The sequence below is a fragment of the Brevundimonas sp. ALps5 genome (assembly GCF_058681645.1).
In genome coordinates this window covers 424,466-450,250 of the sequence record NZ_CM178744.1, presented here as the reverse complement: position 1 = coordinate 450,250, position 25,785 = coordinate 424,466, and the positions used below count along the sequence as shown (strand labels likewise).

27 protein-coding genes are annotated in these 25,785 nt (G+C 67.7%); 18 read left to right on the top strand and 9 right to left on the bottom strand.

Annotated features, from left to right (window positions below; translation table 11 throughout):
* Positions 1-135 precede the first annotated feature (135 nt).
* The 3 genes from ACW172_RS01885 to ACW172_RS01875 are packed head-to-tail and all read right to left on the bottom strand — an operon-like array spanning position 136 to position 3,456.
* Positions 136-1,278: a hypothetical protein gene (locus ACW172_RS01885; protein ID WP_492033504.1), complete on the bottom strand. Its 1,143-nt coding sequence runs from the start codon at positions 1,276-1,278 to the stop codon at positions 136-138.
* A gap of 41 nt (positions 1,279-1,319) precedes the next feature.
* A complete protein-coding gene (gene cobS / locus ACW172_RS01880; protein WP_492033503.1) occupies positions 1,320-2,324 on the bottom strand; it encodes a cobaltochelatase subunit CobS in 1,005 nt (334 codons plus the stop codon).
* Between the two features lie 10 nt (positions 2,325-2,334).
* Positions 2,335-3,456, bottom strand: coding sequence for an FAD-dependent oxidoreductase (locus ACW172_RS01875; RefSeq protein WP_492033502.1), 1,122 nt, complete (start codon positions 3,454-3,456; stop codon positions 2,335-2,337).
* 112 nt (positions 3,457-3,568) lie between these two features.
* Here ACW172_RS01875 and ACW172_RS01870 point away from each other — a divergent pair, with 112 nt between their 5' ends.
* Positions 3,569-5,365, top strand: coding sequence for a caspase family protein (locus ACW172_RS01870; RefSeq protein ID WP_492033501.1), 1,797 nt, complete (start codon positions 3,569-3,571; stop codon positions 5,363-5,365).
* Positions 5,366-5,368: 3 nt separating this feature from the next.
* Here the strand turns inward: ACW172_RS01870 and ACW172_RS01865 are convergent, their stop codons facing one another.
* A complete protein-coding gene (locus ACW172_RS01865) occupies positions 5,369-5,797 on the bottom strand; it encodes an organic hydroperoxide resistance protein (protein ID WP_492033500.1) in 429 nt (142 codons plus the stop codon).
* Between the two features lie 128 nt (positions 5,798-5,925).
* On the opposite strand from ACW172_RS01865, the gene ACW172_RS01860 reads away from it, so the two are divergent.
* Positions 5,926-6,390 (top strand): MarR family winged helix-turn-helix transcriptional regulator, encoded by a 465-nt coding sequence (locus ACW172_RS01860; protein ID WP_492033499.1) that lies wholly within the window; start codon positions 5,926-5,928, stop codon positions 6,388-6,390.
* On the opposite strand, the gene ACW172_RS01855 is transcribed toward ACW172_RS01860, so the two are convergent.
* Entirely contained in the window at positions 6,387-7,058 is a 672-nt protein-coding gene (locus ACW172_RS01855) for a J domain-containing protein (protein ID WP_492033498.1), read from the bottom strand. The two genes, ACW172_RS01860 and ACW172_RS01855, sit on opposite strands and share 4 nt — an antisense overlap.
* Positions 7,059-7,103: 45 nt before the next feature.
* Here ACW172_RS01855 and ACW172_RS01850 point away from each other — a divergent pair, with 45 nt between their 5' ends.
* From ACW172_RS01850 to ACW172_RS01825, 6 genes are all read left to right on the top strand, one after another.
* On the top strand, positions 7,104-7,421 hold the full coding sequence (locus ACW172_RS01850; RefSeq protein WP_492034923.1) for a BolA family protein: 318 nt from the start codon (positions 7,104-7,106) through the stop codon (positions 7,419-7,421).
* A gap of 50 nt (positions 7,422-7,471) precedes the next feature.
* A complete protein-coding gene (locus tag ACW172_RS01845) occupies positions 7,472-9,280 on the top strand; it encodes an ATP-binding protein (RefSeq protein WP_492033497.1) in 1,809 nt (602 codons plus the stop codon).
* Between the two features lie 95 nt (positions 9,281-9,375).
* On the top strand, positions 9,376-9,876 hold the full coding sequence (locus ACW172_RS01840) for an RcnB family protein (protein ID WP_492033496.1): 501 nt from the start codon (positions 9,376-9,378) through the stop codon (positions 9,874-9,876).
* A 224-nt stretch (positions 9,877-10,100) separates the two neighbouring features.
* Positions 10,101-10,544 carry an RcnB family protein gene (locus ACW172_RS01835; RefSeq protein WP_492033495.1) on the top strand — a complete coding sequence of 148 codons (444 nt, stop codon included), beginning with the start codon at positions 10,101-10,103 and terminating at the stop codon, positions 10,542-10,544.
* 207 nt (positions 10,545-10,751) lie between these two features.
* Entirely contained in the window at positions 10,752-11,162 is a 411-nt protein-coding gene (locus tag ACW172_RS01830) for a hypothetical protein (RefSeq protein ID WP_492033494.1), read from the top strand.
* A gap of 145 nt (positions 11,163-11,307) precedes the next feature.
* Complete coding sequence (locus ACW172_RS01825; RefSeq protein WP_492033493.1) at positions 11,308-13,014, top strand: cisplatin damage response ATP-dependent DNA ligase; 1,707 nt, start codon at positions 11,308-11,310, stop codon at positions 13,012-13,014.
* Here the strand turns inward: ACW172_RS01825 and ACW172_RS01820 are convergent.
* The 3 genes from ACW172_RS01820 to ACW172_RS01810 form a co-directional block, all read right to left on the bottom strand.
* Entirely contained in the window at positions 13,011-13,526 is a 516-nt protein-coding gene (locus ACW172_RS01820) for a hypothetical protein (protein ID WP_492033492.1), read from the bottom strand. The two genes, ACW172_RS01825 and ACW172_RS01820, sit on opposite strands and share 4 nt — an antisense overlap.
* A gap of 90 nt (positions 13,527-13,616) precedes the next feature.
* Positions 13,617-14,960 (bottom strand): ATP-binding protein, encoded by a 1,344-nt coding sequence (locus tag ACW172_RS01815; RefSeq protein WP_492033491.1) that lies wholly within the window; start codon positions 14,958-14,960, stop codon positions 13,617-13,619.
* On the bottom strand, positions 14,960-15,691 hold the full coding sequence (locus tag ACW172_RS01810; protein ID WP_492033490.1) for a response regulator: 732 nt from the start codon (positions 15,689-15,691) through the stop codon (positions 14,960-14,962). The genes ACW172_RS01815 and ACW172_RS01810 overlap by 1 nt, the downstream gene beginning before the upstream one ends.
* 544 nt (positions 15,692-16,235) lie before the next feature.
* Between ACW172_RS01810 and ACW172_RS01805 the strand changes: the two genes are divergently transcribed.
* Both ACW172_RS01805 and ACW172_RS01800 read left to right on the top strand, forming a co-directional pair.
* Complete coding sequence (locus ACW172_RS01805; RefSeq protein ID WP_492033489.1) at positions 16,236-17,510, top strand: NupC/NupG family nucleoside CNT transporter; 1,275 nt, start codon at positions 16,236-16,238, stop codon at positions 17,508-17,510.
* A gap of 33 nt (positions 17,511-17,543) precedes the next feature.
* Positions 17,544-18,164 carry a glutathione S-transferase family protein gene (locus tag ACW172_RS01800; RefSeq protein ID WP_492033488.1) on the top strand — a complete coding sequence of 207 codons (621 nt, stop codon included), beginning with the start codon at positions 17,544-17,546 and terminating at the stop codon, positions 18,162-18,164.
* A gap of 7 nt (positions 18,165-18,171) precedes the next feature.
* On the opposite strand, the gene ACW172_RS01795 is transcribed toward ACW172_RS01800, so the two are convergent.
* Positions 18,172-18,606: a PaaI family thioesterase gene (locus ACW172_RS01795; RefSeq protein ID WP_492033487.1), complete on the bottom strand. Its 435-nt coding sequence runs from the start codon at positions 18,604-18,606 to the stop codon at positions 18,172-18,174.
* Between the two features lie 48 nt (positions 18,607-18,654).
* Between ACW172_RS01795 and ACW172_RS01790 the strand changes: the two genes are divergently transcribed.
* From ACW172_RS01790 to flbD, 8 genes are all read left to right on the top strand, one after another.
* Positions 18,655-18,969 (top strand): DUF3253 domain-containing protein, encoded by a 315-nt coding sequence (locus tag ACW172_RS01790; protein WP_492033486.1) that lies wholly within the window; start codon positions 18,655-18,657, stop codon positions 18,967-18,969.
* Complete coding sequence (locus ACW172_RS01785) at positions 18,959-19,549, top strand: uracil-DNA glycosylase family protein (RefSeq protein ID WP_492033485.1); 591 nt, start codon at positions 18,959-18,961, stop codon at positions 19,547-19,549. The genes ACW172_RS01790 and ACW172_RS01785 overlap by 11 nt, the downstream gene beginning before the upstream one ends.
* Complete coding sequence (locus ACW172_RS01780; protein WP_492033484.1) at positions 19,546-20,598, top strand: alpha/beta fold hydrolase; 1,053 nt, start codon at positions 19,546-19,548, stop codon at positions 20,596-20,598. Before ACW172_RS01785 ends, ACW172_RS01780 begins: the two co-directional genes overlap by 4 nt.
* Positions 20,599-20,688: 90 nt before the next feature.
* Positions 20,689-22,320, top strand: a complete 1,632-nt coding sequence (gene fliF / locus ACW172_RS01775) for a flagellar basal-body MS-ring/collar protein FliF (RefSeq protein WP_492033483.1) — start codon at positions 20,689-20,691, stop codon at positions 22,318-22,320.
* Positions 22,320-23,363 carry a flagellar motor switch protein FliG gene (gene fliG / locus ACW172_RS01770; RefSeq protein WP_492033482.1) on the top strand — a complete coding sequence of 348 codons (1,044 nt, stop codon included), beginning with the start codon at positions 22,320-22,322 and terminating at the stop codon, positions 23,361-23,363. Before fliF ends, fliG begins: the two co-directional genes overlap by 1 nt.
* Position 23,364: 1 nt before the next feature.
* Positions 23,365-24,021: a FliH/SctL family protein gene (locus ACW172_RS01765; RefSeq protein ID WP_492033481.1), complete on the top strand. Its 657-nt coding sequence runs from the start codon at positions 23,365-23,367 to the stop codon at positions 24,019-24,021.
* Positions 24,021-24,350, top strand: a complete 330-nt coding sequence (fliN, locus tag ACW172_RS01760; protein WP_492033480.1) for a flagellar motor switch protein FliN — start codon at positions 24,021-24,023, stop codon at positions 24,348-24,350. Before ACW172_RS01765 ends, fliN begins: the two co-directional genes overlap by 1 nt.
* A 40-nt stretch (positions 24,351-24,390) precedes the next feature.
* Positions 24,391-25,782 (top strand): sigma-54-dependent transcriptional regulator FlbD, encoded by a 1,392-nt coding sequence (gene flbD, locus ACW172_RS01755; RefSeq protein ID WP_492033479.1) that lies wholly within the window; start codon positions 24,391-24,393, stop codon positions 25,780-25,782.
* Positions 25,783-25,785: the final 3 nt, after the last annotated feature.

Genomic DNA, 25,785 nt, shown 5'->3' with positions numbered 1-25,785 from the left:
GACGGTGTTTCCATTTCCCGGGGGAGGGCTCTTGGCGGCCCTTCGATGGCGCGGATACAAGCACCGATGACACCGGTTTCCTAGGGGGTTTTCGAGGGGAATTTCAAAGAACACCGTCCCCTCATGGTTCCGGCCTCAACGCGCAGGCCCGACGCTGTCGTCGGCTCGCACGGGCGGTCTTCCAGCCTCCTGCCACGCGAAGGCCTGATCGACGGTCACGCGTTCAGGACCCGTCAGGTGGACGCCCGGAAACAGGTCGGCGACCCTGACGCTGTCGCCGGTCACTGCAGCCGGGGTGGGCGGAACCCAGGCCCGCGCCTGAAACGATGTCTCGCCGGACTGTCGGGTTGAAGCGGGATAGGCGCTCGTCGAGACCACCAGCAACGTCATCGGATGGCATCTCGTCCGATGGAATGCGAACCACGCATCGAGATTGTAGGTTTCAGCCTCTCCGCCGATCTCCACCTCGGAGGCGAACACGAAGGCTGGATTCCCCCTTAGCAGGCGGGCCGCAACATGACCGGAAGACCGCGCGGTGGCCTCACGGCAACGGGTGACTTGCACCAAGGTCATGAAGGGGGTCGTCGCGAAGGCCTGTTGCGCGGTGAAGGTGCGGGCGCTCGCGGGCTCGGCGGGATCGCGCCTGAGCCAGCCAAGGAATTCATCGTCATCGCGGGACACCGGTTCGGCGCCGACGATCTTCCCGGCCTGGTCGCGGAACAGAACGTAGTCTATCGCCGGGACGAGGAAGGGCCGTCCGCCGCAACTGTTCGTGCCGTCCTTTGCGAACCCGATATCGCCTTCCAGCCAGAACTCCGGCCAGGCATGGCCACCTGAGGCGCGGGCCCTTTCGCCGTCCGCAAATTGCTGCTCATCCGCGATGGAGAACCGTCTGACGTCGCTGAAGTCGCCGTACTCGGGCGCCAGAGACAGGGTGTCCGGCCCTGAACCCTTGAACCGTTCCTCGACGATTCCGGTCAGAGGCGCCGGCGGCTCATTAAAGGGATCCGGCGCGCACTGCTCTCCGGCCGAGGCGTAGTAGGCGTCCCAGACGTCATCCTCGGCGCCGACAGACGGCCGGCGCGGGCAGGTCGGGGGGGCGCCGATCTGCACCCGGACCCGTTCGACGAAGGCCGAGCGGCGGAACAGGGCGTCCAGCGGCTCGCGTTTGTCCCGATCATAGGTGTTGCCGGCATAGGAGCAGGCACGGGCCACCTCGGGCGCGCCGTAAACCAGGGCGACGGCGAGAAGTATCGTTTGCAACAGGGCCTTGCGCATCGTGACGTCCCTTGGGCGCCTCGACACAATCCCGCCGGGCGTCAGCCCACCTTCACTCGCGTCGCCGCCTCGGGCAAGTCTTCCCCGAACGCCCGCTGGTAGAACTCGGCGATGGTCGGCCGCTCCAGCTCGTCGCACTTGTTCAGGAAGGTCAGGCGGAAGGCCAGCCCCACGTCGTTGCCGAAGATGATGGCGTTCTGGGCCCAGGTGATGACGGTGCGGGGCGACATGACGGTGGAGATGTCGCCGTTCATGAAGGCGTTGCGGGTCATGTCGGCGACGCGGACCATGGCGGCGATGCGGCGCAGGCCGTCGGCGTCCGACCACTCGGGCACCTTGGCGGCGACGATGCCGGCTTCGACGTCGTGCTCGAGGTAGTTCAGTGTGGTCACGATGTTCCAGCGGTCCATCTGGCCCTGATTGATCTGCTGGGTGCCGTGATACAGGCCCGAGGTGTCGCCCAGACCGATGGTGTTGGTGGTCGAGAACAGGCGGAACCAGCGGTTCGGGCGGATGACGCGGTTCTGGTCCAGCAGGGTCAGGCGGCCCTGCGCCTCCAGCACGCGCTGGATGACGAACATCACGTCCGGACGGCCGGCGTCATATTCGTCGAAGACGAGGGCGATCGGGCGCTGCAGGGCCCAAGGCAGCATGCCTTCCCGGAACTCGGTGATCTGCTTGCCGTCCTTCAGGACGATGGCGTCCTTGCCGACCAGATCGATGCGCGAGACGTGGCTGTCGAGGTTCACGCGAACCAGCGGCCAGTTCAGCCGGGCGGCGACCTGTTCGATATGGGTCGACTTTCCGGTGCCGTGATAGCCCTGGACCATCACCCGGCGGTCGTAGGCGAAGCCGGCGCAGATGGCGAGCGTCGTCTGTGGATCGAAGCGATAGGCGGGATCGACCTCGGGCACATGGCTGTCGACCGTGTCGAACATCGGCACGACCATGTCGGAATCGACACCGAAGGCTTCGCGCACGGTCACCTTGCGGTGCGGTTCGAACGTCAGGAGGGGATCGGGGGTCGCGTCGAGAGGGGAGGCCATGATTGTGCGATTAGCGCACGTCCGTCGGGTGGTCGAGACCCAGACCGCGCTTAAGCGCCATATCGACCAGGCCGGGAATGGAGGCGGCGATCGGCGGAGCGATCCGCTTGGCGAAACGGGCCATCGGCGACTGGTCGGTGACGAAGCCGGTCAGGCCGTGGGAGGTCTTCACCCATGCCGCATCGACGGCGTGACGCAGCCGGGCGTAGTCGGCGATGCGGGAAAGGTCGCCCTGCAAGGCGTCCACCGCGCAGGCGGCGAAGACGAAGCCGTCCTCGATGCCCAGATTCATGCCGCGTCCGCCGATGGGCGAATGGATATGGGCAGCGTCTCCGGCCAGGGCGACCCGGCCGACGGCCATGGTCGGAACCATCCGGTGTGAGACCCTGAACTCCGAAGCCCAGCGCACCTCTCCGGCCGTCCAGCTCGCGGGCAGGCGTGGCAGCAGGGGTTCGCCGAAACCGATCAGCCGGAAGGTCCCGCCGGAGAAGGGCAGGGCGATGATCGGGCCGCTGCGCTGGAAGTCGATCCGCGCCTCGTCCGCAGGAGCGCCGGCGATGTCGACGTCCATCAGATGCCAGGGCAGATCGGAAGCGTCGCCGGGGAAGTCGAGGCCCAGGGCGTGGCGCACCGCCGAATGGGCTCCGTCGGCGCCCAGCAGCAGGGTGGCGGTCGCGGTCTCACCGTTGGACAGCGCGGCGGTGACGGCGTCGGGCGTCTGGGTCAGGCCGGTCAGGCCCACACCGCGTTCGGGCGTGACCCCGAGGTCGGCGAGCGCCTCGGTCAGCAGGGCCTCGGTCCGGGCCTGGGGCAGGATGGTCATGGGCCGTCCGGGCGCGACCTTTTCCCAGTCGGGCTGCAGGCTGGCGGTGATCCGGCCCTCACGCGCGATGCGTATGGCCGAGACCGACTGGCCCTCGCTCAGGATCCGGGCGGTGACGCCGGTCGGCTGCAGCAGCTCAAGCGAGCGCGGATTGACGGCCAGGGCCCTGGAGGTCGTCGTCGGCGCGGGCGCAGCCTCGATGATCCGCACGGCGACGCCCGCCCGCGTCAGGAACAGCGCCGCCGCCAGTCCCGTGGGGCCGGCGCCGACGATCAGGACCTGTGGCCTTGCCGGGCTGGGGGCGCTCATGCCCGACAGCCTATGCCCCGCCCGCAGACAGGTCCACCGGCCCACCTTTCGTAGATCATTGGTATATCAATTTCTCCCTATGGGTGTAGCTTCGGTTGCGGGAGGACGACCAATGGCCAAGACGATCCGTATCCTCGGGGTGCACGGGCTGGGCGATCAGCGGCTCAAGGACTGGGAAGGCGACTGGGCCAGGGCGGTCGAATCCGTCTTCCCCGATCCCTCGATCCTCAAGTTCGATTTCGTGAACTACGACGACATCTTCGCCGAGCAGGACATCGGCGTGGGCGACACCCTGGAGGCGGCGGCCAAGCTTCTGGGCAGCAAGTTCGGCTCCATCCTCCGGCCCCGGCGCGGCTTTCTGGATCAGGCGAGCCACCGCCTGCGGTGGACGGCCGGCTATGTCGTCGCCTGGACCGCGAGCAAGCCCTTCCAGCAAAAGAGCCGCAAGCGGGTTCTGGACACCATCAGGACGGTCAAGCCGGACGTGGTCCTGGCGCACAGTCTTGGGTCGCTGGTCACCTACAACGCCTTCAGCCACCCCGACGCCATGGCGGACCCCGAACTGGCCAAGGCGCTGGCCAGGGTGAACTATGTCACCCTCGGGTCCCAGATCGGCAACGACTTCGTCGTCGGCAACCTGACCAACGGCCGGGTGATGCGCCTGCCGGTCAAGCACTGGCACCACCTCTACAATCCGTTCGACAAGGTGTTCACCGAACCTCTGGTCGTGCAGTCGGCGGACAATTTCGACCAGATCATCACCTCCTTCGACGAGGCCGACGATCATGACGCCGTGAAATACCTGACCCACAGCGCCACCATCAACAATCTGTGGGGGCCGCTCGGCCGGGATGCGGCGAATGCCAAGGTGTACGGATCCAAGGGCTTCGATGCGGCCCTGAAGGCGGTCAAACCCAAGGCGAAGAAGGGCGGGACGCGCCGGGCCCTGCTGGTCGGGATCAACGAATATGCGGACCCGTCCCAGAATCTGGAGGGCTGCGTCAACGACGTCTTCGCCATGAGCGCCACCCTGCAGCAATGCGGCTTCGACCCTGGCGAGATCCGTGTCTGCCTGAACGAGCGGGCGACGGCCGAAGGGATTCTCAGCCGGCTGGGATGGCTGCTGGACGACGCCGCCGAGGAGGACGAGCGGGTCTTCTACTACAGCGGTCACGGGGCGCGGGTGCCCGAATACGGCGGCAACGGTGAGCCGGATTTCCAGACCGAGGTGCTGGTCCCGCACGATTTCGACTGGACGCCGGAACACTGGGTCGCCGATCAGCAGTTGCGGACGCTCTACAGCCAGCTGCCGGACAACTGCCGTTTCGCCATGATCCTGGACTGCTGCCACAGCGGCGGCATGCACCGGGACGGCGGGGCCCGGCCGCGAGGGATCACCCCGCCGGACGACATCCGTCACCGGGCTCTGAAGTGGAACATCGACGCCGAGATGTGGGTGCCGCGCGATTTCAAGCCGCTCAATGCGGAGTTCGCGCCGGAGTCGCAGGCCCGGCTGGCCGAGCAATTCTACGGGCGGGACAGGGCGACCTACCGCATCGGGCGGTCGGGGACGACCCGGCTGCTGTCGTCGCGCGACTACCAGGCGCTGAAGAAGGAGAACCCGGAGATGGCGCGCGGGGCCTATCTGCCCCTGATCATCGAGGCGTGCGGCGAGGATCAGTTCTCCTATGAGTACCGCCACGGGGCGACCAGCTACGGCGCCTTCACCTTCTGCCTGACGGCTATTCTCCGGGATCAGGTGAAGGTGGGGAAGGTCCCCACCTTCGAATCCCTCGTGGACCTGGTGTCCGCGCGGCTGAAAGGCCTCCGCTTCGACCAGACGCCGGCGATCCTGGGGCCCAGCCAGTATCTCGGGGCCCCGGTGCCCTTCATGAAGGGCGGCGGCTGAGGCCTATTCGGCCGACAGGTCCACGTCGACGTTGCCGCGCGTGGCGTTGGAATAGGGGCACACCTGATGCGCCGCCTGGATCAGGCCGTCGATGGTGGCCTTGTCGAGGCCGTGGTCGGTGACCTTGATGCCGATGTCGAGGTTGAAGCCTTCGCCACGGGTGTTCGGGCCGATGCCTACCGTGGTGTGGATCTTCGTGTCCGGACCGACCGGCGTGCCCGCCTTGCCGGAGACCAGACGCAGGGCGCCCATGTAGCAGGCGGCGTAGCCGGCCGCGAAAAGCTGTTCCGGGTTGGTGCCGGCGCCGCCCTTGCCGCCCATCTCGGCCGGCAGGGACAGCAGGACGTCGATCTTGCCGTCGTCGGTGGTCGAGCGGCCTTCGTCGCGGCCGCCGCCGGTGGAGGTGGCGTGAGCCTTGTACAGAATGTTCATCGGAAACTCCTTCGCAGCCGTCGCGTCGGCGATTTGTTTATCGCGATAAACATCCTCTAGGCCCGCCCTTTCGCCGAGTCCAGTGAAAAGTTTGCGACGCTAACTGTTATTGTGATAAATGGCTGGGCATGGAAAACCCGTCCGCTCTGTCGCCCGCCGAGATGTCGCTCGACGACCACCTGTGCTTCGCCCTCTATTCCGCCTCGATGGCGGTGACGCGGCTCTACAAGCCCATGCTGGATGAGCTGGGCATCACATATCCCCAGTATCTGGTGCTGAACGCCTTGAAGGATGCCGGTTCGGGGGAGGAGGGCTTTCTGACCGTCGGCGGTCTGGCGTCGCGGCTGGCGCTGGAGCCCTCGACCATCACGCCGCTGGTCAAGCGGCTGGAGGCGGCGGGACTGGTCACGCGCACGCGCAGCCCCAAGGACGAGCGCGAGGTTCAGGTGCGGCTGGCCGAGACGGGCCGGGACGTCATCGCCCGCTCGACCTGTCTGGCCGAGGCCCTGCTGGCCAAATCCGACATGGCGGTGAGCGAGCTCGCCCAGCTCCGTGATCTGGTGCGGGAGTTCCGGACGAAGGTGGCGGCTTAAGCGGCCAGCCCGGCCTTCTTCAGTGTCTTGTAAGCCTTGATCACGCGGACCAGCTTGGCCTCGGCCCCGCGGTCACCGCCGTTGTGGTCGGGGTGGCAGCGCTTGAGCAGGGCGTGATAGGCGGCCTTGATCTCTTCCTTGGTCGCCCCGGGCTCCAGGTCCAGGTCGCGCAGGGCCCCGCCCTCGATCTTGCCGACGCGGTAGACAGGTTCTGCAGGGGCGGCCGCGTGTTCGCCGCGACGACCGAACAGGCCGTAGCTGTCGCGCCACGAGCCCTCGCCGGTGTTGTTGGCCGTGCCCATCTTGGCGGCGAAGGTCGCGGCCTCTCTGGAGTTCTTCGAGGCCTTCATGTCCCAGGTCGGACGCCCGCCGGTCATGGCCTCGTTTTCCTTGGCCGCCCGGATCTGGGCCTCGTTCATGCCCGCGTAGAAGTTCCAGGCCTTGTTGTACTCGGCCGCGTGGGGCTGGCAGAAATTGTAGAAGTCGTTCAGCCGCTCGCGCGATTTCGGCGCACGCGCCGTCGCCGCCTTGGAGCAGTCGGGGTGGTCGCACGGCTTCTCGCCGGGCTTCAGACGCAGGACATCCTGTTCCGCCTCAGCCTCTCCGGGCTTCGACGGCTTGATCCGCATGTCCTTGAAACGGGGTTTGTATTCGAATGACGCAGCCATTGTCCCAAGTGTAGGGTGGATTTGGACCTCATCAAGGACGCATCGATGCCGGACGGCCCTGTAGCGACGATTATCCGGGAAAAATTGGTTTCAGCCCTGTCGCCGACCCATCTGGAGCTCGAGGATGACAGCTGGCGCCACGCCGGCCACCATCATGAAGGCGGCATGGACGCCCGGCCCGGCGGCGAGAGCCACTTCAACCTCACGGTTGTGTCCGAATCCTTCGAAGGGCAGGGGCGAGTCGCGCGCCAGAGGACCATCAACGCCCTGCTGGCCGAGGAACTGGCGGGTCCCGTCCACGCCCTTTCGATCCGTGCCCTGACGCCTTCCGAATCTCAAAACAAAGCGTTCACTTCGTCTTAGACACTTTTACGTAGCGTCTGCCCGGGCGGTTCAGTTTTCCGGGAATATCAATGGTCGGATCCGAGGGTATCGGCAAAGGGCTCGGCAGTGGCGCAGGTGATGCGGCCCAGGCCCTGACCGCCATCCTGCAGACCCAGTATCTGCGCTATCTGATCATCGCCAGCTGGGCCATCGGCCTGCTGGGCACGGTCGGCTGGACCAAGGCCCTGATCTGGTTCGCGGTCACCCTGACCGCCGGCGCCATCCGCGGCGCCTTCGAAAAACGTATGGCCGACAAGGTCGGGGCGGGCTGGGGCTTCGTCTTCCCGGCGGTCGCCACCGTCACCACCGGCGCCTGGGCCGCCGCCCCCCTGCTGGCCTGGTTCTCGGGCGCGCCGTTCGGCCATACCCTGGCCGTCGCCCTGCTGATTTCCGGCTATGTCCTGGTGTTCGCCCAGCTGCGCGGCGCTCCGCGTCAGGCCGTCATCATCTCCTCGCCCTACGGCGCCGCCGGCCTCATTATTCTGGCCAGCCAGTGGGGCGGCCCGCTGTTCTGGCCCTTCCTTTGCGTCCTGCCCTTCACCGCCGCCGGGATGTTCGTCCTGGTGACCATGACCATGCTGCGCGAAGAGCGGATCCGCGCCTTCCAGGAGCATCAGGCCCATCTGATCGAAGAGCTGCAGGGCGCCCGCGACAAGGCCGATGCGGCCAATGAGGCCAAGTCCAGCTTCCTCGGCGTCATCTCGCACGAGCTGCGCACCCCGATGAACGGCGTCCTCGGCGCCGCCCAGCTGCTCAGCGCCACCCGTCTGGAGACGACCCAGCGCGACTATCTGTCGATCATCCGCAACTCGGGCGACAACCTCCTGAGCCTGCTCAACGACATCCTCGACATGACCAAGATCGAGGCGGGCAAGATGACCTTCGAGACCGTCGACGTCTCGCTGGAGGACCTGCACCGCCGCGTCACCGGACCCTTCATGGCCCAGGCCGAGGCCAAGGGCATCGAGTTCGTCGCCCATTTCGAGGGCGAGACCCCGTCGATCGTACGTGGCGACCCGCTGCGCGTCTGTCAGGTGATCCAGAACCTTCTGTCCAACGCCGTGAAGTTCACCGAGCGTGGGGCGATCAACTACACCATCCGCTCGACCCGCCTGTCGGAACGCCGGGTGGCCTTCGAGTTCGCCATTCGCGATTCCGGTTCGGGCATCAGCCCCGAGGACCTGGCGCGCCTGTTCCAGCCCTTCACCCAGGTGGACGCCTCCTCGACCCGTCGCTTCGGCGGCACCGGTCTGGGCCTGACCATCGCCCGGCGCATGGCCAACATCATGGGCGGCGACATCACCGTGGAATCGACCGTGGGCGAGGGCTCGACCTTCACCTTCTCGGTCCAGGCCGATGTCGTCGAATGGAGCGCGATCGAGGCCGCCGAGGCCATCGCCGCCGAGATCGACGAGGGCCAGGCCCTGAGCGTGCTGGTGGTCGAGGATCACCCGGTCAACCGCATGATCCTGGAAGCCTGGCTGGGCTCGGCGGGCCATTCCACCGCCTCGGCGGAGAACGGCCAGATCGCCGTCGACATGGCCGCCGACCAGGCGTTCGACCTGATCATCATGGACGTCAACATGCCGGTGATGGACGGTCTTTCCGCCACCCGCCTGATCCGCGAGGCCGGCGCCAATGCCGAGACCCCGATCGCCGTCCTGTCGGCCTCGGCCCGCAGCGAGGACCACGCCGCGGGTCTGGACGCCGGCGCCGACGCCTATCTGAACAAGCCCATCGACTTCGCCGCCCTGGCCGTCCTGATGAACAAGGTCGGCGGAGGCCGGTCGGCGGTGCGCGCGACGCTGGAGCAGGGCGAAACCGCGGCGGCCGCCTGAACCTAACCTTACCAAGGGTGTTCAGACCCGGCTCAAGGGCCGGTGACTAGTCTGAGGGCAGGTCGAAGGTTCGGCTGTCCAAGGATCTCGTCACCATGAAGAAGTTTATCACCACCGCTGTCGCCGCCGCCATCGCCGCCGGTTCGCTGGGCCTGGCCTCGGCCGCCGGCGCCCAGTCGTACGGCCGCCCCGACCAGCGCAATGACCACCGTCAGGAACAACGCCAGGACCACCGCGACGATCGTCGCGATGACCGCCGCGACAATCGGGAAGATCGCCGCGAGTATCGTCAGGACGCCCGCGACGACCGCCGCGAGTACCGGCAGGACCAGCGCGCCTATGACCGCTACCAAAGGGCCGAGCGCCGCTACAACGCCGGTCGCTGGCAGCAGCCGCGCGGCACCCGCTATCAGGTCTATGGCTACGGCCAGCGCCTGCCCAGCTCGTACAACGCCTATGTCGTCAACGACTACAACCGCTACGGCCTGCGGGCCCCGCCGCGCGGCTACCACTATGTCCGCAACGGCAATGACGTGGTCCTGGCCGCCGTCGCCGGCGGTCTGATCACCGCCGTGATCGCGGGTCTGTTCAACTAGGCTTGCGGCTGAAGCCCGAAGGCCTTGCGATCTCGCCCCGGAGGGAAACCTCCGGGGCGTTTTCGTGTGGGCGGATGTATCGCTTCGTGTCGCGGTTTGTCCGCCCGGAAACAGAGGGGCGGATGTTCGGTCCCCCGCTGAACTGAACAAAACGACAGTCTCAGGAACGGCTCAGGTCGTGGGGCGCAATCTCTGTTCATGGCTCTGGAACAAAGGAGATCGCCATGAACAAGAAGGTCCTCACCGCCGCGCTCGCCGCCGTCATCGCGGGTTCGAGCTTCGGCATCGCCTCGGCCGCCGACGCCCAGTCTTACGGGCGTGGCCCGGCTCACGCCCAGCCGCCGCACGCCCAACCGGCCCGTCCGGCCCCGCCTGCTGCCCGTCCGTCCCCCGCGCCCCAGTCCTATGGCCGCTGGCAACAGGCGCAACGTCGCTACAGCGCGCCCCGCTACATCGCCCCGCGCGGCCATCAGTCCCGTGCCTGGAGCTACGGCCAGCGGATGCCCGCCGAGTACCGCACCCGGTCCTATGTCGTGACCGAGTACAGCCGCTACGGCCTGCGCCGCCCGCCCTCGGGCTACCAGTACGTCCGCAGCGGCAATGATGTGGTCCTGGCCGCGGTCACGACCGGCCTGATCACCGCCGTCATCGCCGGCCTGTTCAACTGATGCGACCGACGCCGCCCGGTCCTTCCCGCGAGGGAGGGCCGGGATGGCGGCGTCTCGTGTCGGGACAACATCCTGAAGTTTTACACCATTTTACAACGCCTATAACTTTGGTCGGATAAAAGCCCTCTGTGTCGATGCGCCGCCTCGGGCTGAGGTTCGCGCCACGCGATCACTATTCAGTTTCCGCTATACTGTGTCAGGACAGGTATGCGTCGCAGGGCTTTTCAGGTCCCGGAGATTCCTCCGGGCGTCATCTTCTCGATTGTGGTTATCGTCCTTGCGGCGCTGGTTCTGGTGCTGTTCAAGTCCGGCTGGCCGCAAGGGGTGATGGCGCGGATGCAGGGCGGGCGTGCGGACGACGCGATCGAGGCGCGCCTCGCCGTTCTGCGCGAAGGCCGCACGCCGTCCACCCGACCCCTGTCCCACGCCGACGCCCTGATCGCCTGCTCCGAGGCCCAGGACTTCGCCGTCCGTGTCGCCCAGAGGGACGATGTCGCGGACGCCGCCCTCGCCACGCGCGAGATGCGCCGTATCTGCCAGCCCTATTTCGATTCCGCCGCGCGCCAGCCGGCCCCCGGAACCGATCACGCGACCGATCACAGGGCCGACCCCAGGTGATCGCAGGCGGCCCGGGACAGTCTCCCCCCGCGAGCGCGACCCGGGCCGCCGACCTCTTTCCTCAGACACTTGATCCGAAACGATTAGGGGCCAGAGTCGTTGGCCACGGGTCGCGCCTGGCGACCTTCTCCGGACCACCCGCCACTTGCGCGCCTTCGCCGAGCTTCTGGATCGCCTGTCCCTGACCTCTTCGCGCAATGCGAAGTTGGTTCTGCTGCGCGATTATCTGAAGGCGACGCCGGATCCGGACCGGGGATGGGCGCTCGCGGCCCTGACTGGAGATCTGAGTTTCGACGCGGCCAAGCCGGCGATGATCCGCCGGGCGGTGGAGGCGCGGGTCGATAGCGTCCTGTTCGGCTGGTCCTACGACTATGTCGGCGATCTGGCGGAGACGGTCGCCCTGATCTGGCCCGGCGATCCCGACCGGCGGCCCAACCGCGAGCCCGAGCTGTCGGAGGTGGTCGAGGCCCTGAAGGCGGCGAAACGGGGCGAGGTTCAGGGCCTGATCGAGGGCTGGCTCGACGCCCTGGCGCCCAAGGGCCGCTGGGCTCTGCTGAAACTGGTCACCGGCGGCCTGCGTGTCGGTATGTCGGCGCGGCTGGCCAAGACGGCGGCGGCGATGATCCGACCGGCGTCGGTCAGCGAACCGCCGGAGCCGGGCGGGGGCGAGGCCGTCACGACGCTGGAGCCCGTCGACGCCTCGGACATCGAGGAGGTCTGGCACGCGGTCGCACCGCCTTACGCCGACCTGTTCGCCTGGCTGGAGGGGCGAGGAGAGCGGCCCAGCCCGGACGCGCCGGGGCGGTTCCGTCCGGTCATGCTGGCCGTGGCCATCGACGAGGCCGTGGACTTTCCAAAGCTCGATCCCGCCGACTATGCCGCCGAATGGAAGTGGGACGGCATCCGGGTGCAGGCCGTGCGCGAACAGGGGGTGGCCAAACTCTATTCCCGCACCGGCGACGAGATTTCCGGCGCCTTTCCCGACGTCATGGCCGGGCTGACCTTCGAGGGGGCTATCGACGGCGAACTGCTGGTCTGGCGGGCCAATTCTGAGGGAGTGGGCGAGGTGGCTCCCTTCGGCGACCTGCAGCAGAGGCTGAACCGCAAGACGGTCGATCAGAAGCTGATGGCGGCCCATCCGGCGGCGGTGGTCGCCTATGATCTGCTGGCCGAGAAGGGCGAGGATTTGCGCGGCCTGCCGCTGCGCGAGCGCCGCGCCCGGCTGGAGGCCCTGATCGCCGGCCATGAGGGCGACCGGCTGCATCTGTCGCCGGTGGTCGTCTACGACAGTTGGGAGGGGCTCGGCGTGCTCCGCACCGATCCGCCGGTCGGGGCGGCGGCCGAGGGGCTGATGCTCAAGCGCTGGGACTCGGCCTATGTCGCGGGCCGGCCGAAGGGGCCGTGGTTCAAATGGAAGCGCGACCCCCACACCCTCGACGCCGTCCTGATGTACGCCCAGCGCGGACACGGAAAACGCTCCAGCTTCTATTCCGATTTCACCTTCGGCGTCTGGACCGACGAGGGGACGCTGACCCCGGTCGGCAAGGCCTATTTCGGCTTCACCGATGAAGAGCTGAAGCAACTCGACAAATTCGTGCGGGATCACACGATCGAGCGCTTCGGCCCGGTGCGTTCGGTGCGGGCCGAGCGGGACTTCGGCCTGGTGCTGGAGATCGCCTTCGAAGGGCTGAACCGCTCGCCGAGACACAAGTCGGGCGTGGCCATGCGCTTTCCGCGCATCAGCCGCATCCGCTGGGACAAGCCGGCGCGCGAAGCCGACACCCTGGCCTCGGTCATGGCCCTGCTGGACTCCCTCGAGAGCGGCGGCGGCCGGGTGGCGAAAGTCGCCTAGTAGCGCGCGTTCAGCCGGCCTTCGACGATATTGTCCGCGAACCGGTCATAGGCGCGGTTCGCCTCTTCCCAGGTGTTGAAGCCGAAGACATCGGCGATGCTGGTCGTATAGCGCGAATAGCTGACGGGCAGGCGCTGGCCGTCGGCGGTGATGATCTCGCCCTCGATCGCGACGCCGCCGATGGAGACGCTGTCGAACATCGACAGTCCGGGGCGGTCGATCGTCTGCTGCATTGTCGGATGGTTGGGCTTGAGGTCGGTCATGACCAGATTGATCTGGGCGCCGGGATAGGCGCCGCTGCGGGCCAGGGCGCGGGTGACCGTATTGGCCAGATCCTCGCGCTGTTCGCGCACGTCGCGCTCGCCCAGCTTCGGCGCATCCTTGATGAGGTCGCCGCCGATGGTCACCGTGACCTGGGGCGCGGGAGCCTGGCCGGCGGTCGGCTCGGCGTGAACCAGAGACGCGGCTGCCGCAACGGCGGCGAGGGGGGCGAAGAAGGCGAAGCGGCGCATGACGAACTCCATGAATCCTGATGATCGGCCCTGTCGGACCGCAAGATGATCCTCGCGGCCTCGCTTAACCAGAGGGCGCGACAAAATGATCTAGCCCGGCAGCCGGATCAGCGCCTGAAGCCCGCCCATGTCGCTGCGCGCCAGGGTGATGTCGCCGCCGTGGCCGCGCGCCACGTCGCGGGCGATGGCCAGACCCAGCCCCACGCCCTTGGAGTTCTGATTGCGGCTCTCGTCGAGGCGGGAGAAGGGGGTGAAGGCCTCGTCGTACATGTCCTCGGGGATGCCCGGGCCGTCGTCGTCGACCGCGATCTCCAGCCCGCCGGAGGGCAGGGCGCGCGCCGTCAGCCGCACATGCTCCCCGTGCGAGGCGGCATTGCCCGCCAGATTGCTGATGGCGCGGCGGAAGGCGATGGGGCGCAGGGCGGCGGTCAGGCCGTTGGGGGCGGAGACCTCGACCTCGGCCCCGGCGCGGCGGGCGTCGTCGCCGGCGGCACGCAGCATGGCGCCGACATCGACCGTCTGGGCCGCTTCCCCGGCCTCGCCGCGCGCGAAGGCCAGGTATTCGTCGATCATATGCTCCATCTCATCGATGTCGCCCTTCATGTCCTCGGCCCGCTTGAACGGCGGGGCGAGGGCCAGCTCCAGCCGCAGCCGGGTCAGGGGCGTGCGCAGGTCATGGCTGACCGAGGCCAGAAGGGCGGTGCGCTGGTCGATGTGGCGCTGGATGCGGTCGCGCATGGCCATGAAGGCCGTCGCGGCCTGACGCACCTCGCGCGCGCCGTGGGGTTTGAACCGGGGCTGGATCTCGCCGCGCCCGAAGGCCTCGGCAGCCTCGGCCAGTCGCTCGATGGCCCGGACCTGATTGCGGATGAACAGGATGGCCACCGACATCAGCAGCACCGTCGCCAGCATCAGCCACAGGACGAAGATATGGGCCTGGGTCGCCACCGCCCGCTCGCGTGGGGCGATGACGCGCAGCACCCCGTTCGGCTCCTGCACCTGGATGTCGACATAGGCGGGGTAGCGGGTCGTATCGAACCAGAAGGGCTGGTCCACCCGGGCGTCCAGAGCCTTCTCCAGCGTCCGGTCGACGATGCCGATGGCCCCGCGCCTCTGCTCGGTCGGCAGTTTCTCGTCCTCGATCAGGGCGACGGACAGCTGCATCGATCGCTGGGCCCGGTCGGTGATGACGGCCAGGTTCTGCGGCGTCGGATCGGCGCGGTAGCTTTCCGAGGCCCAGGCGATGTCCCCGGCCAGCCCGTCGGACAGGCGCGCGGTCACGCGTTGCCAGTGGGCGTCGAAGAAGGCCCAGGTCACCGCGCCCTGCATGATCAGGATCGGCGCCACGATGATCAGCAGCGACCGTCCCCACAGCGACGACGGCACCCGGCGCTTCAGGAAGCGCCCCCAGACGGCGAGGGGCGTGAAACGCATCAGTCCGGCGCCAGCATATACCCCACGCCGCGCACGGTCTGGAGATAGCGCGGGTTCTTCGGGTCGGCTTCCAGCTTGCGGCGCAGGCGGGTCACCTGGACGTCGACGGCGCGGCCGGTGATGTCGGCGGTGTCGGGCGACAGGTCCATCCGCTCGACGGGGGAGTGGGCGTGGATGGCCAGGGTCTTCAGCAGTTGCGCCTCGGCCTCGGTCAGGCGCATCGGGGCGCCGTCGCGGGTCAGCTCCAGCCGCTCCATGTCGAACGACGCCGGCCCCAGCTTGATCTCGCGCGGAGTCAGGGGCTTGCCCCCCGTCCGGCGCAGGATGGCGTCGACGCGCAGCGCCAGCTCCTTGGGGTCGAAGGGCTTGGACATATAGTCGTCGGCGCCGCGCGACAGGCCTTCGATGCGGTCCGAGGCCTCACCGCGGGCGGTCAGCAGCAGGACGGGCGTGCGCGACAGCTGCGCCTTGTTGCGGACCCAGCTGGTCAGCTCCAGCCCGCTCTCGCCCGGCATCATGACGTCCAGCACGACCAGGTCGAACTCGATCAGCTCCATCAGGCGGCGGGCGGCGGCGGCATGGGCCGCGCCGGTGGTGCGATAGCCCTCGCGCGCCAGATATTCCTTCAGCAGTTCGCGGATCCGGTCGTCGTCATCGACGATCAGCAGGTGGCGTCCGGCGCCCGCGCCGGCGATCGGGCCCGACCGGCCGCCCCGTGAATCAGTACTCATGGTCGAATCTCATACCCCAGTCGCATCCGGCCGCGCGCCAGCCGGATGGACGAATCTATACGACGGACCGGCGCCCCAGGCCAAGTTTCGGGTTTTGCGCCGTTTCTCGGCCCGTTCGGAAGACCGGTCGTCCTCCCGGAACCGCCGCCGCTCGCTCAGGTAGGTGTTTTCCGTAGATACAACCTTAACAATTCGATGCGATCCTGACCCTATCATACAGGTATTGTGTAATGTACGTCGATTTGTCAGCCGAGGAATGTCGCGACCGGGCGCGGGACTGCTTCGCCCTGGCTGTTGCGGAAGACGATGAGAGACGCCGCGAACAGCATCTGCGTGACGGCGAGATGTGGATGTCCCGCTGGCGCTTCTGGACCCCCGCGAACGCGCCGGCCGTTTACAGTCCGCAAGGCCGGACCCGCGCCGCCTGAGATTTTCGCACCTTTGTCAGGTGAATCCTGATCCCGGGGGACTTGCGGCCCGGCGCGCCTTCGCGTTCAAGCGAAGGAGTGCTCTCCGAGGGGGAGAGATCCGGGATCGTCGTTTCATGTTCAGCCTGCTGAACCTCCAGAGCCTGTTCGGGCTCGTGGTCATCGTCTTCGCCTGCTGGGCCATTTCGGAGAACCGCAGGGCCTTTCCCTGGCGGCTGACCCTCGGCGCCATCGGAGTGCAGGCGGCGCTGGTCCTGGCCCTGTTCGCCATTCCCGGCTCGCAGGTCGTGCTGGCCGGGATCACCGGCGCCGTCGACGGCCTGTCGGTCGCGACCGCGCAGGGCGCCCAGTTCGTGTTCGGCTATCTGGCCGGCGGCGACCAGCCCTATGTGGTGGGGGACAAGGGCGCCCTGTTCACCTTCGCCTTCAACGTCCTGCCGATGATCCTGGTGATCTCGGCCCTGTCGGCCCTGCTCTGGCACTGGAAGATCCTGAAGTGGGTCACCCACGGCTTCGGCTTCATCTTCCAGAAGACCATGGGTCTGGGCGGCGCCTCGGCCCTGGCCGTCGCGGCCAACATCTTCCTCGGCATGATCGAGAGCCCGATCGTCATCCGCGCCTATCTGGACAAGCTGACCCGGTCGGAGATCTTCCTGATGATGGTCGTGGGCCTGGCCACCGTCGCCGGTTCGACCATGGTCGCCTATGCCGCCATCCTGTCGCCGGTGCTGGTCAACGCCGCCGGCCACGTTCTCGTCGCCTCCATCGTCTCGGCCCCCGCCGGCGTCCTGCTGGCGCGGATCATCATCCCCGAGAAGCCGGGCGAGGGCGGGGCGGTCGCCGACTACAATTCGGCGCTCAAATACGACTCGGCCATCGACGCCATCTCCAAGGGCACGGCCGACGGCCTGATGGTGGTCATGAACATCTCGGCCGTACTGATCGTCTTCGTGGCTCTGGTGGCCCTGGTGAACATCATGATCGGCGGCATCGTGGTCTTCGACGCCCCCCTGACGCTGGAGCGCATCCTCGGCTGGATCTTCATGCCGGTGGCCTGGCTGACCGGAGTGGAATGGTCCGAGGCCGGTCGCGCCGGCTGGCTGCTGGGCGTCAAACTGACCCTGACCGAGTTCGTGGCCTTCATCGACCTCGGCAAGGTGCCCGTCGCCGAGATGAGCGAGCGCACCCGGATGATCATGACCTATGCGCTCTGCGGCTTCGCCAACATCGGCTCGGTCGGGATCACCGTCTCGGGCCTGTCGGTGCTGATGCCCGAGCGGCGCGAGGAGGTTCTGGGCCTGATCTGGAAGGCCCTGTTCGCCGGCTTCCTGTCGACCCTGATGACGGCGGCCATTGTCGGAGCCATGCCGGCCTCTATCTTCGGCCTGTAAAAACACCGGGACAGCCCGGGTCAGGAGACGCCGATGAAGCTCTACACCTCCCACCGCGCGCCCAATCCGCGCCGGGTCCGCTGGGTCATGGCCGAGAAGGGCATCACCGACGTCGATCTGGTCGAGGTCGACATCATGGCCGGCGACCACAAGACGCCGGACTATCGTGCTCGTGTCGGCGTGCCCCACGTCCCGGCGCTGGAGCTGGACGACGGCACGACCATTTCGGAATCGGTCGCCATCTGCCGCTATCTGGAGGCGCTGTATCCCGAGCCCAACCTGTTCGGCGTCGACGCCCGCGAGCAGGCCATCGTCGAGATGTGGACCCGTCGCAACGAGTTTTATCTCGCCAACCCGATCATGCTGAACGTGCGCCACACCCATCCCCTGATGGCGGCGCTGGAAGGGGCGCAGGTCGCCGAGGTCGCCGCCTACAATCGCCTCTGGGCCGAGCGCTTCATGCAGACCCTGGACGACCGGCTTGCCGACCATGAGTTCATCGCTCTGGACCGTTTCACCATCGCCGACATCGTCGCCGTGATCGGTCTGGATTTCGCCCGGCTGGTCAAATACCGCCCGCCCGCCGAACTGACCCATCTGGCCCGCTGGCTGGAGACCTGCCGGGCGCGTCCGGCGGCCGGGGCGGGGATCTAGGCGTCCGTCAGGTCCGCGGCGTGAACTTCTTGATCACGCCCGAGAAGGTCATCAGCATCCGGCCGCCGGTGGTGATCTGGCCGCGCACGAAGATCAGCGAGCCGCCGGCGCGGACGACCTCGCCGGTCGCCTCGATCAGTTCGCCGACGCGGGCGCCGTCAACGAAGGTCGAATCCAGCTGCACCGTGACGCCGTTCTTGCCCTCCATCTCCTGATAGGCGGTCTGGAACAGGGCGATGTCGGCGAAGGTCATCAGACAGCCGCCGTGCATCCGGTGGCCCGAGTTCATGTGCTTCTGCTCGGCCCGGAAGGCGCAGCGCATCCGGCCGTCGGGGTCCGGCTTGAAGTAGAAGGGGCCCACGGTCTGGTCGAAGGTTCCGTGCAGGTCATAGGTCTGCCAGCCGGCGAACTCGCCTTCCTCTACGGTAATTTTCGCGACCATTTTGAACTCCGCCTTCTTTCCGGACCTGCAATGCAGCATACAGGCGCGATGAGCGACCCCATCGAAACCGCAATCTTCGAAAAACTTTCCCGCATCGACCCGAAGGGCGACAACGGCAAGAGCATCGAACCCTCCGACGTGGCCAAGGATCTGCAGCCCGAACAGTGGCAGCGGATGCTGCCCAAGGTTCGCGCCGTGGCCCTGGGCCTGATGCGTCAGGGCAGGCTGACCATCACCAAGAAGGGCAAGGCGATCGACCCGAACGCCATGAAGGGCGTCGTCCGCCTGCGCCTGCCGACGGCCGAGGAAGCCGCCGCCGCCAAGGCCGCCCTGCCGCCCGTCAGCGAGGACGATGACGACTGATCTCGAGGACGTCCTTTCGGACATCCGCGCCTGCCGCGCCTGTCTGGGCGAACTGCCGCATACGCCGCGTCCCGTCGTCCGCGTCTTTCCCGAGACCCGGCTGCTGATCTGTGGCCAGGCGCCGGGGCGGCGGGTGCATGAGAGCGGCCTGCCGTTCACCGATCCGTCCGGCGACCGCCTGCGCCAGTGGCTGGGCGTGGACTATGAGACCTTCTACGCCGACCACCGCATCGGGTTGGCGGCTCAGGCCTTCTGCTATCCGGGCACCGCGCCGAAAGGGGGCGATTATCCGCCGCCGCGCCGCTGCGCCGAACTGTGGCGACCCCGGCTGCTGGACGCCCTTCCGCAAATGGAGCTGACCCTGCTTGTCGGCGGCTATGCCCAGGAATGGGCGCTCGGGTCGCGGGCATGGCGAAACATGACCGAGACGGTGCGGAACTGGCGCGCCTTCGCGCCCGACATCCTGCCCCTGCCGCATCCCTCGTGGCGAAACACGGCCTGGCTCCGAAAAAATCCGTGGTTCGAGGCGGAGATCGTGCCTTACTTGCGCCAGCGCGTCGCGGACATCCTGAGCTCATGACCTTTCGTATCCCCGGCCTGATCGCGGTCGCTGCCGCCGCGCTGTCGCTGGCCGCCTGCGCCACGCCTCTGGTCCAGTCGCCTCTGACGCCGCCGCCGGGCTTCGCGGGGCCGCGCATCGAGGACGCCCCGGCGCCCGGGATGACCGGCGCCTTCATCGTTCAGGACGGGGCGCGGCTGCCCTTCCTCCACTGGGCGCCCGCCGACGGCAAGCCCTGGGCGACCATCGTGGCCCTGCACGGGATGAACGACCACGACGCCTCCTTCCGTCTGGCCGGGCCGTGGTGGGCCGCGCACGGCATCGAGGTCTGGAGCTTCGACCAGCGCGGCTTCGGCCAGGCGCCGCAGAAGGGCGTCTGGGGCGGCGAGGCCCTGATGACCGAGGACCTGCGCACCATCACCGCCCTGGTCCGCGCCCGCCGTCCCGAGGCGACCCTGGCGGTGGTCGGCGAGAGCATGGGCGGGTCGGTGACCGCCGCCGCCTTCGGCTCGGACCGTCCGCCGGACGCCGACCGCGTCGTGCTGCTGGCCCCCGGCGTCTGGGGGTGGTCCAGCCAGAACATCCTCAACCGCACCAGCCTGTGGATCACCTCGCGCGTCGTCGGGGACCTGTCGGTCGAGCCGCCGGACTTCATCGCCCGCCACATCCTGGCGTCCGACAATCTGCTCGAGCTGATCCGCAACGGCCGCGATCCCGACAGCCTGCTCTCGACGCGCTTCGACGCCATCTCGGGTCTGGTCGATCTGATGGAGAGTGCTTCGCGGCGCATCGGTCTGATCAAGGCGCCGGTCATCCTGATGTACGGCGCCCACGACCAGGTGGTGGAGCCGGGGCCCATGCGGCTGGCGCTGGAGCGGGCCGGGACGCCGCCCAATCTGCGCACCGCATACTATGACGACGGCTGGCACCTGCTGAACCGCAACCTCGGCGCCGAGCGGGTCTATCGCGACGTCGAGGCCTACATCCGCGACCCGGCCGCGCCGCTTCCGTCAGGCGCGCCGCCGGTGCTGCCCGCGCTCAAAAAAGGGCCGCTAACCAAAGGAAGGTAACCTCTCTTAACGCGCCGTTTACCACGCAGGCGGCAGTTTCTGCCTAGCGGACGTGGTTGGGCTTCCGCCGATTTTCAGTAGGCGGGACGCGTGGGCGGCTTCACGGCGGCGTTGCAGAGATTTGGTGTCGGCCGTCTGGCTGCGGTGCTGGGCGTCGCCGCCGGCGTCGCCGCCGTGCTCGTGGCCCTGATGCTGCGCATGGGCCAGGCGCCGGACGCGCTGCTCTATTCCAACCTCGACCTGAAAGAGGCGGGCGACATCACCGCCTCGCTGGAACAGGCCGGCATCAAGTACAAGACCCAGGGCGACGGCTCGACCATCATGGTCAACCGCGACGAGGTCGGCACCGCCCGTATGCTGGTGGCGTCCAAGGGGCTCGTGACCCAGGGGTCGGTCGGCTACGAGATCTTCGACAACCAGTCGGTGCTGGGCCAGACGGAGTTCCAGCAGAACCTCAATGAGAAGCGCGCCCTGGAAGGCGAACTGGGCCGGACCATCCTGTCCTATCGGGGCATTTCCTCGGCCAAGGTGCTGATCGCCCTGCCGCGCCGCGAAATGTTCGCCTCCGCCACCGGCGAGCCCACCGCCGCGGTCGTGGTCGGGGTCGGCGGCCGCCCTCTGACGGGCGATCAGGTTCAGGCCATCCGCAACGTCGTCGCCTCCTCGGTGCCCGGCATGAAGCCCGACAAGGTCACCGTCACCGACACCGCCAACCGCACCCTGGCAGCCGGTTCGGGCGAGGAGGGCTTCTCCGCCGCTTCGGCCCAGGACGCCAAGAACACCACCGAGGCCCAGCTTCAGGCCCGCATTCTGGATATCGTCGAGGGCGTCGTCGGCCCCGGCGCCGCCAAGGTCCAGGTCACCGCCGACATCGACCACAGCCGCTCCACCACCCAGGAGCAGAAGTTCGATCCGGACGGCCAGGTCGTCCGCTCGACCTCGACCAATGGTTCGGAAAAGACCGACACCACCGGCGATCCCTCCGGCGGCGCGACGGCGACCAACAACATCCCGGGCGGCGCGCCTCCCGCCACGACGCCTGCCGGATCGAGCGACAAGGCCTCGACCGAGACCACCAACTACGAAATCTCCAACACCACCACGACCACGATCAAGGAAGCCGGTCAGGTCCAGAAACTGGCTGTCGCGGTCGCCGTCGACGGCGTCTGGACCCCGGCCAAGGACGGCAAGGGCGAGCCGACCTATGCGCCGCGTTCGGCCGCCGACATCGCCAAGATCGACACCCTGGTGAAGGCCGCTATCGGCTACAATCTGGATCGTGGCGACCAGGTGAAGGTCGAGAACGTCAAGTTCAGCCACGACACCTCGGCCGCCGGCGGCACCGAGACCGGTTCGGCCCTGCTGGACTTCGACAAGAACGACATCATGCGCGGCGTGGAACTGCTGGTCCTGCTGGTCACCGGCCTGCTGCTGATCTTCTTCGTCCTGCGTCCGCTGTTGAAGACGGCCAACACGACGGGCGTCCCGGCCCTGGCCGGCGCGGCCGGCGGCGGCGTGCCCGGCGTGACCCAGCTGCAGACCGTCATGGTCGACGGCGTGCCCCAACTGGTCGGCCCGGGCACCGAGATGGACCAGCGGCTCGACATCGCCCGCATCGAGGGTCAGGTGAAGGCTTCCTCCGTCAAGAAGGTCGCCGAGTTCGTTCAGAACCATCCGGATGAGTCCACCGCGATCCTGCGCGGCTGGCTCCATGAAACCTGATGTCGGCGCGCATGGCCGCTAACAAGAAGCCGTCGGTCGACGACGCCAAGAAGCTGACGGGCCCCGAGAAGGCCGCCGTCATCCTGCTCTCCCTCGGGGAAGAGCACACCGAGCTGTGGAAGAATCTCGACGACGACGAGATCAAGGAGATCTCCCAGGCCATGGCCGGCCTCGGCACGGTCAGCGCCTCGGTGGTCGAGGAACTGCTGATGGAGTTCGTCTCGGGCATGAGCGGCTCGGGCGCGGTCATGGGCTCGTTCGAACAGACCCAGCGCCTGCTGGCCGCCTTCATGCCGTCCGAGCGCGTCGACGGCCTGATGGAGGAAATCCGCGGTCCGGCCGGCCGGACCATGTGGGACAAGCTCGGCAATGTGAACGAGGCCGTCCTCGCCAACTATCTGAAGAACGAATACCCCCAGACCGTCGCCGTGGTCCTGTCCAAGGTGAAGCCCGACCACGCCGCCCGCGTCCTGACGGCCCTGCCCGAGGACTTCGCCCTGGAATGCGTGCAGCGGATGCTGCGCATGGAGCCGGTGCAGCGCGAGATTCTCGACAAGATCGAACAGACCCTGCGCGTCGAGTTCATGTCCAACCTGGCCCGCACCTCCAAGCGCGACAGCCACGAGATGATGGCCGACATCTTCAACTCGTTCGACCGTCAGACCGAGGCCCGCTTCATCGGCGCCCTGGAAGAGCGCAACCGCGAGTCGGCCGAACGCATCCGCGCCCTGATGTTCGTCTTCGAGGACCTGAACAAGCTGGATCCCGGCGGCGTCCAGACCCTGCTGCGCGCGGTCGAGAAGGATCAGCTGGGCCTGGCCCTCAAAGGCGCCTCCGAAGGGCTGCGCGAGATGTTCTTCACCAACATGTCCGAACGCGCGTCCAAGATCATGCGCGAGGACATGGAGTCGATGGGCCCCGTGCGTCTGAAGGACGTCGACGCCGCCCAGATGGCCATGGTCCAGGCCGCCAAGGACCTGGCCGCCAAGGGCGAGATCATGCTGGCCGGGGCCGGCGGCGCCGACGACGAGCTGATTTACTGACATGATCACTTCAACCGCCAACACCCGCCCCTTCAGCTTCGACACCGAGTTCGACGATGCCGGCGGCGTGACCCCGGGTCAGGCCTTCCGTCCGACCAAGCGCGCCTATCTGCCCGCCGAGGTCGAGGCCCTGGTCGCCCAGGCCCGTCTGGAAGGCCGCGAGACCGCCCTGGCCGAGGTCGAGAGCCTGCACGCCATGGCCGTGGTCACCCTGGGCCAGGCCGTCGCCGCCGCCGCCCCCTCGCTGGGCGCCGTGGCCCAGGCCCACCGCGAACAGTCGGCCGAACTGGCCCTGGCCGCCGCCCGGGTCATCGCCGCCGGCGCCCTGGAGCGCTTCCCCGCCGCCCCGATCCAGGCCGCGCTCGAGGCCCTGGGCGCCGAGATCGACGCCACCCCGCGCCTCGTCATCCGCGCCCGCGGTCTGGACGAGGCGGTGCAGGCCAGGCTTCAGGCCATCTGCGTCGACGCCGGCTTCTCGGGCCTGGTGTCCTTCCGCGACGAGCCGGGCATGGCCGCCGCCGCCTTCCAGCTGGAATGGGCCGACGGTCGCGCCGACTTCGATCCCGCCGAGGCCGCGACGCGCATGGCCGAGGCCCTGAACGCCGCCCTGGCCGCCGAGGCCGGACACGCTGAAACCATCAATGGAGGCCACTTCTGATGGCTGAGGATTTCGCCCTGGAGGAATTCGGGACCTCCACCGCCCTGGCGACCATGGAGGACGCCGGCGACAAGAGCGCCGCCGATCTGGCGCCCGTCTTCGACGTGCCGGTCAATATCTCGGCCGTGCTCGGCAAGGCCCATATGACCGTCGCCCAGCTGCTCAAGCTGAACCGCGGCAGCGTGCTGGAGCTGGACCGCAAGGTCGGCGAGGCCATCGATATTTTCGTGAACAACCGTCTGGTCGCCCGCGGGGAGGTCGTCGTCGTCGAGGACCGCCTGGGCGTGACCATGACGGAAATCATCAAGACCGAGGATTCGGCGGCCTGACGGCGGCCGGGTTCTGAGTAGGGATTAAGGGAGAAGACCGATGCGGCTTCTGGTGGTTGGCAGGCTGAGCGGACAGCTCGCGGCGGCGGTGAAGATGGCCATGGCGCACGGCGCCAAGGTCCAGCACGTCGAGCGCACCGATCAGGCGACGGAACAGCTCCGGCGCGGGCAGGGGGCCGACCTGCTGATGGTCGACTACAACCTCGATATCGGGGGCCTGATCGCCAACAACGACGCCGAGCGGATCTTCGTCCCGGTCGTGGCCTGCGGCGTCGACAATGACGCGGACAAGGCCGCCGCCGCCATCCGCGCCGGGGCCAAGGAGTTCATTCCGCTTCCGCCCGAGGCCGATCTGATCGCGGCGGTCCTGTCGGCCGTCGCCGATGACGAGCGTCCGATGATCTCGGCCGACCCGTCGATGCAGGCGGTGGTCAAGCTGGCCGACCAGGTCGCCCGTTCGGAAGCCTCGATCCTGATCACCGGGGAAAGCGGCGTCGGTAAGGAAGTCATGGCGCGCTATCTGCACGTCAACTCCAAGCGCTCGGACCGTCCCTTCATCAGCGTCAACTGCGCCGCCATTCCCGACAACCTGCTCGAGAGCGAACTGTTCGGCCACGAGAAGGGGGCCTTCACCGGCGCCGTCGCCCGCCGGATCGGCAAGTTCGAGGAGGCCGACGGCGGCACCCTGCTGCTGGACGAAATCTCGGAGATGGACGCCCGCCTCCAGGCCAAGCTGCTGCGCGCCATCCAGGAACGGGTCATCGACCGCGTCGGCGGCACCAAGCCGGTTCCGGTCAACATCCGCATCATCGCCACCTCCAACCGCGATCTCGCCAAGTCGGTCGCCGAGGGCAGCTTCCGCGAAGACCTCCTGTACCGTCTGAACGTCGTCAACCTGCGCCTGCCGTCGCTGCGCGAGCGTCCAGGCGACGTCGCCGTCCTCGCCGACCACTTCGTCAAGAAGTACGCCGCCGCCAACGGCGTGCCGGTCCGTCCGCTGTCGGCCGATGCCCGTCGGGCGCTCGCCGCCCACCGCTGGCCCGGCAACGTGCGTGAGCTGGAAAACGCCATGCACCGCGCGGTGCTTCTGGCTGTCGGCAACGAGATCGACGCTGAGGCCATCCGTCTTCCTGACGGTCAGCCGCTGACGGGCGTTGTCGCGGCGACCGACTCGGGCCCTGCTGCGCGCGCCGCCCAGACCGCCGACGCCGTGTCGCGCGCCTATGTGGGCCAGACTGTTGCTCAGATGGAAAAGACCCTGATCCTGGATACCCTGACCCACTGCCTGGGCAATCGCACCCATGCGGCCAATATCCTGGGCATCTCGATCAGGACCCTGCGCAATAAGCTGAACGAATACGCCGACGAGGGCACGGCCATCATGGCCCCCCAGAACGGCGTCGCCGCCAACTACGGCCAGAGCGCGGCCTGATTC